The following is an 11,082-nucleotide window of genomic DNA, read 5'->3' as shown; positions in this document are numbered from 1 at the left end:
ACAACTATAGGATTGAATCTTTTCAGAGGTTTGGGTTTTCTCTCAATAACAGAGGGACAGAGGTGGTTAGCTGAACGTTGGGAAAAACTGATAGTTTTATCGACGTAAGAAGCGGAAAAATTAGCTAAATTAACAGGATGTACTCTCAGAAAATTTCAAGAGAGATAGGCTTTTAGTGGCTTGGGAACAGGCTTTATCAATCTATTCATAATAAATATTGGCAGAAGATTAAATATTAGTTATTGTGACTAACTCTTTTGATTAGAAAAAGATAAACTTGAGAATTTTCATTCAAATTTATTGACTCAAAATCAGCTGTACTTAATTTAAATGAATCAACCCTACCGATGTCGGGGGGGTTGGGGGGGGTCACACCCCACACCCCACTTCCCCAACAATTGTAAAGAAATATTACAATTATGCCGTTATAACAGCTTACCATCTTGACAGGAGAGAAAGACAGTGGTTATAGTAGAGACACATACCCGGGTAAACCAATTTAGTGATATGCAAGACAAGCAAAAAGTCACACTGTACCTTCCCCCTGGAGTCCATCGTCAACTAAAGATAAAAGCTGCGATCAATGAAGAATCGATGTCAGGGCTGGTGGAGAAAGCGATCGCTTTCTACCTGAAATACCCCGAAAAGGTAGAGGAAATCGAAGCCACCGCCTATGGCAAAACCTATCAGGTTCATGTCTGTCCCGAGTGTGATGCCGCGTTAGTGATGAAAGAAGATCGGCTAAGGTCGATCAAACGCCAGCCCGCAATAGTGGGCGATGAGTTCCCGATCGAAGTTCCCGAACCCGTTGGCGCTCAAGGAACCACAGAGGGAGAAGCAGCCTTAGTTCCCTGCTAAACTCGCAGTAGCCGAACAAGGCATCTACAGCCATCAGCCGCCCAAGGTCTAAACCGTTACCAAAAATAGGGTCGATGTTATGAAAGAAGAGCTAGAAATTCTCGTCAAGGCTCAGTATCCCCTGATTTACCTCGTCACCTCCGAGGAGGAAAGGGCAGAAGAAGCCATCAGCAAAATAGCCCAACTAAATACACAACATCGACGGGTGTTTGTCTGGACTGTCACCCACGGCATGATCGAACTGGGTCAACCGCGCCAAACCAGTCAACATAATACCGTGTCGCCAGAAGCGGCGATCGAATGGGTAGTGCGTCAACGGGAAGCGGGCATCTACATCTTCAAAGACCTGCATCCGTTCATCACTTCCGCCCCGGTCACTCGTTGGTTAAGAGATGCGATCGCCAGCTTTAAGGGCAGCGAGAAAATCATTATTTTAATGTCTCCCCTGCAAGAAGTCCCCATAGAACTAGAGAAAGACGTGGTAGTTCTAGATTTTCCCCTGCCGGACATGGGAGAGTTAGATACGGTTCTCTCGCAACACCTAGGCAAAAATAAAAATCGTCGTACCACCACAGAGGTCCGGGAAAAACTCCTGAAAGCGGCCTTGGGCTTAACCAAAGATGAAGCCGAAAAGGTGTACCGCAAGGCCTATGTAAAAGCGAACAAATTGACGGAAGACGAGGTAGAAATCGTCCTTTCCGAGAAAAAACAACTGATTCGCCGCAACGGAATTTTAGAATACATTGAAGAGGACGAGACCATCAATGCCGTCGGCGGTCTGGAAGAACTAAAAAGATGGTTAAAACAGCGCTCAAATGCCTTTACAGAAAGAGCCAGAGGTTACGGACTCCCCCAACCGAAAGGAATGCTAATTTTAGGAGTACCAGGCTGTGGTAAGTCCTTAATCGCTAAAACCACCTCGCGCCTCTGGAGTTTACCGCTCCTGCGCCTAGATATGGGACGGGTTTACGATGGTTCCATGGTGGGACGGTCCGAGGCCAACCTGCGTAATGCCCTAAAAACTGCTGAATCCATCTCTCCGGCCATTCTTTTCATCGATGAATTAGATAAAGCTTTTGCCGGTGGTACAGGATCCGCCGATTCCGATGGGGGAACCTCTAGCCGCATCTTCGGCTCCTTCCTGACTTGGATGCAGGAAAAAACCTCGCCCGTCTTCGTCATGGCCACAGCTAACCGGATTGAACGGCTACCGGGGGAATTTCTCCGCAAGGGGCGCTTCGATGAAATCTTCTTTGTCGATTTGCCCAATTCCGAAGAAAGACAAGATATCTTTAATATTCACCTGACTAAACGACGCTCCGACATTTCTCGCTTCGATTTGGAGCAGTTAGCCAAGGTATCCGATGGGTTTTCCGGTGCGGAAATAGAACAGGCGCTGATTGCCGCCATGTATGAGGCCTTTGCCCAAGATCGCGAATTCACGCAATTGGACATTATTGCGGCGATTAAGGCGACTCTGCCCCTATCTCGCACCATGACCGAACAGGTGACAGCCCTGCGTGATTGGGCCAGACAACGCGCCCGACCTGCTTCGGCCTCCGTCGCTGAGTACCAGCGATTGGAGTTCTAACAGACTTTCGCCCGCTCCCAACGGGATGAAAGGCTAGTTCTCAGGGACTAGCAATGCCTCGAAAAGCCGCTTGGCGGCACTCTTTAACTCTCAATCTGTTGTTGTTAATTCTTAATCTACAAAGAGGAAATTCCAATGTCTCATTTCAGCACTCTCCGGACCAAAATCACCGATGCCGAAATCCTCAAAGCTTCTCTCCGCGACCTCGGCATTAGCGTAAAAACCGAAGCCGACGTTCGTGGTTACAACGGTCAACGGGTTCGCTCAGACATCGTTGCTGTTCTCGATGGCGAATATGATCTCGGTTGGTCCCGCAATAGCGACGGCAGTTTCGATTTAATCGCTGACCTCTGGGGTGTGGCCAAAAAACACAATCAAACCGAATTGATCAACTCGATCAACCAAAAATACGCTGTGAACAAAACCCTATCCGAAGTGAAACAGCGCGGTCTGCAAAACGCTAACGTTAAGCTAGTCGTTCAAAGCTAAGATTTACAGCGCGTTCCCAAGCCTAGGGGTTGACCAGTTCGGTTAACCCTTTTTTCTGTCTGTGGGGTATGTTAAGAATAAAATTAACTTGACAAAAATGCTCCGACCCGAAGAAAGAACTAAACTCGATCCGACGAAAGACAGCGATTTTTATGCTTTTCCCCGCTTTGTCACCCACGTGGATCAGGGTTTTATCGATCGATTAACCGCTCTCTACCGAGAGATCTTATCGCCGAATACGCGCATTTTAGACCTGATGAGCAGCTGGGTGTCCCATTTACCGGAGGAGATGGAATTTGAGCATATCGAAGGTCACGGGATGAATGGGGAGGAGTTAGCCAAAAATCCCCGCTTGCATAGTTATTTTGTCCAGGACCTCAATGCACAGCCAAAATTGCCCCTAGAGGATAGTTCTTTTGATGCGGTGTTAATAACGGTGTCGGTGCAGTATTTGCAGTATCCAGAGGCGATTTTTGCGGAACTGTACCGCATTTTAAAGCCTAATGGTCTGGTGGTGGTCAGTTTTTCCAATCGTATGTTTTACCAAAAAGCGATCGCTGTTTGGCGCGATAATAGCGATTTAGGCCGGGTAGCGTTAGTGAAATCCTATTTTAAATCGGTGGCGGGATTTAGGGAAGTACAGGGGATCGTTCGTCCTGCTACTACCCCCAGTTTCCTGCAAATGTTAGGAATTATGGTCGCTGATCCCTTCTATGCAGTGATAGGAAAAAAGAATCCTCTCTAGGATTGTAATCATCGTTAACACTCCTAGGGTTATTCCTAATATTGACTCTCCCCCGCTAACCGCGGAGCGCGGTGTAGCGGGGGATTCTCGGTTCATAGGCTTTTAACTAGATCGACTGGGTTTAACCCGGTCGATCCCCGTCAAATCGCCTCCGCGAGCATTTTCTAACACGGTCAGTCCGACCGCGTTTTTGCCTCGATTCTCGATTACCTTCGCTGATGCTGTATCTCTTGGTTCGATGTGACCGCAAGAATCACACCGGTGAACTCTTTCCGATAACGACTTTTTGCCAGTAATCGCGCCACAATTCGGACACTCTTGCGAGGTTCCGTTTTTATCGACTTTAAGATAATATTTTCCCCGTTTCCAAGCGACAAACGGTAGTATCTCGTTAATAAAACTACCGATACCCGAATCTAGAGATTGTTTTCTAACGATCCCTCTAGACCAGGAAACGAAGTTAATATCTTCAACGAAAATATTATCAGCAAGATCGCAAAGGTAATGACTTAATTTAAAGTGCCAATCTCTACGAGTATTAGACACTTTTTCGTGTAATCTCGCTATCTTCTCTTGGAGTTTCAACCAATTGTTCGAGCCTTTGACTTGATGTTTTAAGCGTCTTTGTAGCAATTTAAGCTTACTCTGTACTTTCAACAAAAATCGAGGGGCTTTGATTAAATCTCCTCGTGAAGTAGCGACAAAACTTTCAATTCCCGCGTCAATTCCTAAACAGGTCTTCCCAACTGTCATATCGGGAACTAATTCCGGAGATTGGAAAGAAACCGAAACGTAAAATCCCGACGCTTTTTGGATAATTCGAGCTTGTTTAGGCTCAAACCCAGACGGGTACTCCCTAGATTTCCTAATCCGAATTTTTCCCAATTGTGGAAAATTTAAGTATTCGTCACCTAAGAAGTTTTTTGACAGCGCAGGAAAAACAAAACTCCGCATCTTTTTCTTAAATCTAGGAAAGCCGAAGCCTTTCGATTTCATGTCAGAAAAAGCTTTATCTACAGTTTTTAAAACTTGCTGTAAAACTTGAGCGTTAACCGTCTTTAATATCGGATAGATTTTTTTAGCTTCCGTTAGATTTTTGGCTTGAACGAAGTAATTAGGATAAGGTTCATCCGCGGAAATTATATACTCGGAAACTAAAGAACAGCGATCCGCAAGAGACTTTCGAGAGTTTAGCCAGTCTTTTCGCTCCGAGAGCGCGTAATTATAAACGCTCTTACAAACATCAAGAATGTGGACGATCTCCCGTTCCTGTTGCCTGTTTACCTTTAGTTTGTACTGGTAGGTAAGCGTTATCACTGTCGTTTGTTTCGTGATGTAAAATTAAATTCTAACACTTACTGCCTAATATGTCAACCGATTACAATCATGGATTTCGCTCTGTTTACAAACTTACTGCTCATGTTGTATTTGTCATCAAATACCGACGAAAAGTTATTAACAATGAAATCTTAGCCCGACTTAAAGAAATCTTTGTATCAACGTCACAAAATGGGACAGCACATTACTTGATTTCAACGGTGAATCGGATCACGTTCACCTGATTATTGATGACAAGCCTGACATTGCTTTATCCAAATTAATCGCTAACCTTAAAACAGTTAGTAGTCGCTTAATTAGAAAGGAATTTCTGGATTTGGCGGCAAAGTATTTCTACAACAAACCCTATTTTTGGACGGGAGGTTATTTCGTGGCCAGTTGTGGCGGAGTAACTGTTGAACAACTAAAAAAATATGTTGAGAATCAAAACTCCCCGAAAGTGGAAACGCTACCGCGTTAGTTTTATTCTGGTGGCGATTTATCTCCCGTTAACCGCTACGCAGTTTAACGGGAGTCCTCTCGCGACCTTGAGATAGTTATATTTTTAGCCGTCAGCCATCAGCCGTCGGCCGCCAGCTAGATAAGCTGTTGTCTATGGGCTTTGTTAGACTAATATCCCATACTCTCAGGAATCGATCGGTAAGGTGCGTTCTCCCTCGTTGCAGCAGGGAACGCACCCGACAAAATCAGCGTAATCGCACTACCTCCTGTAAACCAATATGGCTCTTCGTTACTTGGTATGGTTCGATAGGGGAGCATAAATCGACTAAATCCTTATCTGGCAAGAGACTTAATTGATTAGTTCGCTCTAGATCAAAAACAATTGACAAAAATCGCTAAATGCTTTTCTATATAAGGGTTCCATCCCTTATAACCCCCGTCTATTGCATAACATAAACCGAAGAGCCACCAATATCTAGATTATAGTAGGACAGTATCGGGCGAAAGTTGAGAAGATTGTCCAGTATGGTTAAATGTCGCGCTGATGTTTTAATATTACTTATCGACTAAAACTATGATTACTTATATTAAAATTCATGGCTTTAAATCCTTTCATAATTTTGAAATGGTATTCACGCCGCTTACTGTAGTTGCTGGGGTTAATGCTTCTGGTAAGAGTAATTTATTTGATGCTTTGCAATTGTTGGCGCGGCTGGCAGAAGTGGATCTGAAGACGGCTTTTAGCGAGCAAAGAGGACATCCTAGCGAACTTTTTACCCAGTATGATGAGGACGACTACGCCACGGAAATGGAATTTATAGTTGAAATGTTAGTCAATCGCAAGGTAAAAGATAATTGGGGTGGGGAAGTCGATCTTAAATATACAAGGTTGCGCTATCAATTAAAAATTAAACGAGAGTCTAATATAAGTGGATTTGAAAACTTGTATATTGTTGATGAACGTTTAGAAAACTTAAAGCACAATGAAGATAATTGGGTAAAAAATTATATTCCTAAGACAGTATTGGAAACTTGGCGACCAAAAGTAACGGGTAGGAGAGCGATTCCTTATATTAAGACTGAAGATAAGAGTGGTATTGCTACCATTGTTGTACATCAAGACGGTCAAGCGGGGAATAAAAAAGTATTTCCCGCAAAAAACGCATCACAAACTGTTTTAAGCAGCATTAATACCATAGATTTTCAACATATATTAGCCGCCAAACAAGAAATGCTGAGTTGGAAGTTTATGCAGCTTAATCCCGAAGATCTGCGAGAACCTACTCGTCAAGATCTAGGCATCAGAGATACAATAACAGCAAGCGGAAAGAATTTAGCCGCTGCTTTATTTCGCATTAAACAAGATGATGAATATACCCTCACAGCAATTTCCCGTGATCTCAATAATCTGCTACCGAATCTTACAGAAGTTAATGTTTATGATGACAAAGCAAATCGACAATTTATTATCAAGGTAAAAGGTGATGATGGTCGGGAGTTTTCTTCGAGAGTGCTTTCGGAAGGAACCCTACGTTTATTAACATTATGTGTCCTGCAATACGACCAACAACACACAGGATTACTGTGTTTTGAAGAGCCAGAAAATGGCATTCATCCTTTTCGTATTGAAGCAATGGCAAGATTATTAAAAGAGCTAACTGTCGATTTTAAAGATACTGAAATGCCTTTACGCCAAGTAATAGTGAACACTCATTCTCCAGTTCTGGTGAGTCAATTAATTAATTGGCAAGATGATGAAAATGTCAGCATTTGGCTTTCTCAACTTACCAATCGAATATCCACTATTGAAGGGAAACGAATTAAGATGAAAAGCAGTAATTTTCACCCTGTTATCAAAGAGAATAAAAAGCAATTAACCTTATTTTACTCCGAAAATGAGGCCAAGCTAACTCTCTCGGAAGTTGTCGAATATCTAAAAACTGCTGATGCTGAAAGTGCGATTAAAAATATTAAAAATCAACCAAACCAATTAACGTAAATCAATTAAGATGGCAAAAAAAATCAAACAAATAATTATTGCCTTAGCTACAGAAGGCAGTTCTGATCATAGATTTTTACCGAATATTATTCAGCGCACTTTCGAGAGAGTTGCTCTTGACGATAAACAAGAAATAGAAATTTTTGAACCAATTTGTCTTCCACAAATCTCTGGCGAAAATATCCGAGAAAAAGCTAAAAAATACGCAATTCAAGCGGTGGAGAAGGGAGCAATGGTTTTGTGCTTCCATGCAGACGCAGATGATAAAACAGATAAAAACGCATTTAAGGAAAGAATTAATCCGGCTTTTAATGCTATTAAATTAGACGAGCGAGACTTATGTAAAAATTTAGTTGCTATCGTTCCAATACAAATGACTGAAGCTTGGATATTAGCAGACAAAGAATTACTAAAAAAAGAATTGTGTACAAATAAAAGTGATAGTGAGTTGGCAATCGATAAAGATCCCGAATCTTTTAGCAATCCGAAAGAAACGATTAAAAATGCCATCAATAAAGCCAGAGAAGGTATAACTAAACGGTATCGAAATAAACTAAAAATTGACGATTTATATTCACCGCTTGGTACAAAAATCCCATTGTCGAAATTAGAATCCTTATCTTCCTACAAAAAATTTGAAGAGGCAGTACGAGATATTTTTCCACAATTAACGAAAGTCAACAATATAGAGGATAATCCTGATCAAACGTGAATAGGACTTTGCTAATAGCATTTTTCTAAAGTAATGGCAGAGATGGTTAATTTTCCTCAACCCCAACCCCCCCCAACCCTAGGGCTGATTCATTCTCTAGTTTGATTCCTTGTTTGTCTGTCTTCAATCGCTTACGGGGCAAGCAAAGCAAGGCATTTTAAAAATTTTTCAGATATTTGTTCTGAGAAATTGACTGAAAACCTTGCCAGATAAGGATTTGATTGAATGACATTTGCGAGAATGAAACAGCCCTACGATGTCGGGGGGGTTGCCTTTTGCCTGTTGCCTCATCTCAACAAGCAATTTAAATGCGCGGGCAGCTTACTTTTGACCGTTACCCTGCATAGCTAAAACCGCATCGCGCAGTTTATCCGGCACTTCTTGCAGGTGATCCTCATCCCACTGGAAAAAACCGACACCCATAGTCAAAGAACGCAATTCAACGATCAAATCGTGCATTTCCGCTTGGGGGAGATAGGCCGTCACCTGATCCCAACCTTTCCACTCCCCAGAAGCTTCAAAACCCTGAATTTGACCGCGTTTACCACTGATTAACTGTAAAACCTTGGCGGTGTATTCCGAGGGAGCGAGAACCGTCACCGATAGAATTGGTTCTAATAAGACCGGATGACATTTAGGCAGTCCTTCCGTCATCGCTAGACGGGCCGCTTGTTTAAAAGCTTGTTCGGAACTATCGACACTGTGATAGGAACCATCGGTGAGAGTAACATCGATATCCACCACGGGGAAACCCAAAGGACCATGACCGAGATATTCCCGCACTCCCGTTTCCACCCCGGGGATATACTGTTTGGGGACGACACCACCGACAATGGTTTCATGGAATTGGAAACCTTCCCCCCGGGCCAGGGGTTTAATATCGAGATACACATCGCCAAAAGCACCGTGACCGCCGGTTTGGTGTTTATAACGTCCGTGGGATTTGGTGCTGGTTTTGATCGTTTCCTTGTAGGGAACTTGGGGTAGATGGGTGGTCATCGGTAGATTATACTTGCGCGCTAGGCGATCGAGAGCCACTTGCAGATGAATTTCTCCCTGTCCCCAGAGAATCACTTCTTTAGTATCGCCGTGTTGTTCCCAGTAGAGGGAAGGATCTTCTTCGATCAGTTTCGTCAAAGCTGAACTTAATTTAACTTCATCCTTGCGATTTGCGGCGGCAATAGCGAGAGCAAAGACGGGTTTAAGCTGTAATCCTCTGGGAAGGTCGGGTTTTTGACTACCGCTGCTAACCACGTCTCCGGTGGCGATTCCTTCCAAACGACCGAGAGCGATAATTTCCCCCGCTTGGGCCTGCTGTAAGGGTTGTTGTTGTTGTCCCATGAGACGATAGATACCACCAATCCGCACACCGTTCAAGGCCATGCCATCGTTAAGGGTTCCCTGCCAGATTCGCCCTAGGGACAGGCGACCGCCCTGGGGAGTAAAATAGGTTTTGAGGATTTGTACCACTGCATCTCCATCCGCACTGGGATCGAGACCGCGACGGTTGGCAGTAATTGTCGGGGCCGGTGTTTCTTCCACTAAAGCGGTGAGGAGATGACGCACACCATAATCCCGTTCCGCCATACCGAAGAACACGGGTACTATCTGATCGGCTCCCAGTTCTTGTTTTAAGTCTTGGAGAATTTCTTCCCGGGAGGGGTTAATATCTTCGAGGAGTTCTTCTAAAAGATGATCGTCAAATTCGGCGATCGTTTCTAGCATTTCTTGTCGAGCAATCTGTTCTTCTTCCTTGAGGTGGTCGGGTAAAGCTACAGGGTCGGCGGGACTGTTAGCATGGTAATGATAAGCCTGTTCGTTGATTAAATCGATGAATCCGATAATTTCGTTGTTCTGACGGATAGGATATTGCTGGGGAACGAGGGGACGACTAGAAACGGATTTGATAGCTTGTAGGACTTCGTTAAAGTGACTATTACAGCGATCCATCTTGTTGATGAAGATTAGATGCGGAATTTCCCAATCATCGAGGAATTTTAGCAAGGGAGCCAGGGTGAGAACTCGATCGACTACTGGTTCACAAACGATAATAGCAGCACCGGCCCCGACGAGGGCATTATAGGTTTCACTGGCAAATTCGATCGAACCAGGGCAATCGAGAAAGGTAAAATTTAGGTCTTGGTATTGACTATGGGCAACGGAAACTTCTACACTCATCTGTCGATCCCGCGCTTGGGTGGAACTATCAGCGACGGTGTTGCGATCGCTGATTTTGCCTTTTCTGGTGATTGCTCCTGTTACGAAAAGTAAACTTTCCAGTAAGGAGGTTTTTCCACTGGAGTAGGGGCCGACAAGGGCCACATTACGGGTGTTTGCTCCGATACTTTGATTCATACAGATACCCCCAACAATGATTTAGTGATTAGTTGTGGCGATTGGACGATATTTACACTTGATCGCCCTAGAAAATATACTGTCATAGCACTGAAAATTACTCTCAGGACGTATTTAGAAGTGAAAGGCCTGTCTTGCCATAATTTTGCCCAGTGCTACAGGTGTATTCTTTCCTACTCTTCACCCTAACTCAGTCTCAAGCATTACATCCTATTCTCGCAATCTCTTGTAAAGTCTCGCCTACTTTTAGTTAAGGAACTTGAATAAATGTTAACTAGGGTTTGCTAAATAAGTTTTTCGTGGGTGTGGGGTGTGGGGTGTGGGGTGTGGGGTGTGGGGAAATGGGGAAATGGGGAAATGGGGAAATGGGGAAATGGGGAGAATAAATAAAAATAATCTCCTGTCTCCTGAATCGGAGTCTCCTGAATCGGAGTCTCCTACCTCCAGGAAAAATTTTTTCAGCAAATGTTAACTAAGCTGTTGACTATCGAGAGTCTTTCTCATCAACTGGACTCACAAAAACGAGATGCAGCCTGATATAGTGAGAGGTCGGG

8 protein-coding genes and 1 pseudogene are annotated in these 11,082 nt (G+C 43.7%); 7 read left to right on the top strand and 2 right to left on the bottom strand.

Annotated elements, in window-relative coordinates:
- The first annotated feature begins 507 nt into the window (after nucleotides 1–507).
- The 4 genes from H6F92_RS14140 to H6F92_RS14125 all read left to right on the top strand — a co-directional run bounded on the left by H6F92_RS14140 (nucleotide 508) and on the right by H6F92_RS14125 (nucleotide 3,683).
- Nucleotides 508–858: a slr0373 family blue light stress response protein gene (locus H6F92_RS14140; RefSeq protein WP_199308223.1), complete on the top strand. Its 351-nt coding sequence runs from the start codon at nucleotides 508–510 to the stop codon at nucleotides 856–858.
- A gap of 79 nt (nucleotides 859–937) precedes the next feature.
- Nucleotides 938–2,449, top strand: coding sequence for a stress-responsive protein Ycf46 (gene ycf46 / locus H6F92_RS14135; protein ID WP_190358419.1), 1,512 nt, complete (start codon nucleotides 938–940; stop codon nucleotides 2,447–2,449).
- Between the two features lie 135 nt (nucleotides 2,450–2,584).
- Nucleotides 2,585–2,938, top strand: a complete 354-nt coding sequence (locus H6F92_RS14130; RefSeq protein ID WP_190358418.1) for a DUF1257 domain-containing protein — start codon at nucleotides 2,585–2,587, stop codon at nucleotides 2,936–2,938.
- A gap of 97 nt (nucleotides 2,939–3,035) precedes the next feature.
- Nucleotides 3,036–3,683: a class I SAM-dependent methyltransferase gene (locus H6F92_RS14125; protein WP_190358417.1), complete on the top strand. Its 648-nt coding sequence runs from the start codon at nucleotides 3,036–3,038 to the stop codon at nucleotides 3,681–3,683.
- Nucleotides 3,684–3,785: 102 nt separating this feature from the next.
- Here H6F92_RS14125 and H6F92_RS14120 read toward each other — a convergent pair whose 3' ends face one another.
- Nucleotides 3,786–5,000: an RNA-guided endonuclease InsQ/TnpB family protein gene (locus tag H6F92_RS14120; RefSeq protein ID WP_190358416.1), complete on the bottom strand. Its 1,215-nt coding sequence runs from the start codon at nucleotides 4,998–5,000 to the stop codon at nucleotides 3,786–3,788.
- A gap of 50 nt (nucleotides 5,001–5,050) precedes the next feature.
- Between H6F92_RS14120 and tnpA the strand changes: the two are divergent.
- From tnpA to H6F92_RS14105, 3 genes and pseudogenes are all read left to right on the top strand, one after another.
- Nucleotides 5,051–5,481 (top strand): annotated as a pseudogene (gene tnpA / locus H6F92_RS14115) (IS200/IS605 family transposase).
- Nucleotides 5,482–6,036: 555 nt separating this feature from the next.
- A complete protein-coding gene (locus tag H6F92_RS14110; protein ID WP_190358415.1) occupies nucleotides 6,037–7,461 on the top strand; it encodes an AAA family ATPase in 1,425 nt (474 codons plus the stop codon).
- A 10-nt stretch (nucleotides 7,462–7,471) separates the two neighbouring features.
- Nucleotides 7,472–8,173 (top strand): DUF4276 family protein, encoded by a 702-nt coding sequence (locus H6F92_RS14105; protein WP_190358414.1) that lies wholly within the window; start codon nucleotides 7,472–7,474, stop codon nucleotides 8,171–8,173.
- A gap of 321 nt (nucleotides 8,174–8,494) precedes the next feature.
- Here the strand turns inward: H6F92_RS14105 and H6F92_RS14100 are convergent, their stop codons facing one another.
- Entirely contained in the window at nucleotides 8,495–10,528 is a 2,034-nt protein-coding gene (locus tag H6F92_RS14100) for an elongation factor G (RefSeq protein ID WP_190358413.1), read from the bottom strand.
- Between the last annotated feature and the right edge of the window lie 554 nt (nucleotides 10,529–11,082).

It is taken from the genome of Microcystis wesenbergii FACHB-1317 (assembly GCF_014696875.1).
GTDB lineage: Bacteria > Cyanobacteriota > Cyanobacteriia > Cyanobacteriales > Microcystaceae > Microcystis > Microcystis wesenbergii_A.
Note: the sequence above shows the minus strand (reverse complement) of the source record. Positions and strands in the feature narration are given on the sequence as shown.

Coding starts and splice junctions, on each gene's coding strand:
- H6F92_RS14110 (WP_190358415.1), top strand. CDS start 6,037: ATGATTACTTATATTAAAATTCATGGCTTTAAATCCTTTCATAATTTT.
- H6F92_RS14125 (WP_190358417.1), top strand. CDS start 3,036: ATGCTCCGACCCGAAGAAAGAACTAAACTCGATCCGACGAAAGACAGC.
- H6F92_RS14130 (WP_190358418.1), top strand. CDS start 2,585: ATGTCTCATTTCAGCACTCTCCGGACCAAAATCACCGATGCCGAAATC.
- ycf46 (WP_190358419.1), top strand. CDS start 938: ATGAAAGAAGAGCTAGAAATTCTCGTCAAGGCTCAGTATCCCCTGATT.
- H6F92_RS14140 (WP_199308223.1), top strand. CDS start 508: ATGCAAGACAAGCAAAAAGTCACACTGTACCTTCCCCCTGGAGTCCAT.
- H6F92_RS14100 (WP_190358413.1), bottom strand. CDS start 10,528: ATGAATCAAAGTATCGGAGCAAACACCCGTAATGTGGCCCTTGTCGGC.
- H6F92_RS14105 (WP_190358414.1), top strand. CDS start 7,472: ATGGCAAAAAAAATCAAACAAATAATTATTGCCTTAGCTACAGAAGGC.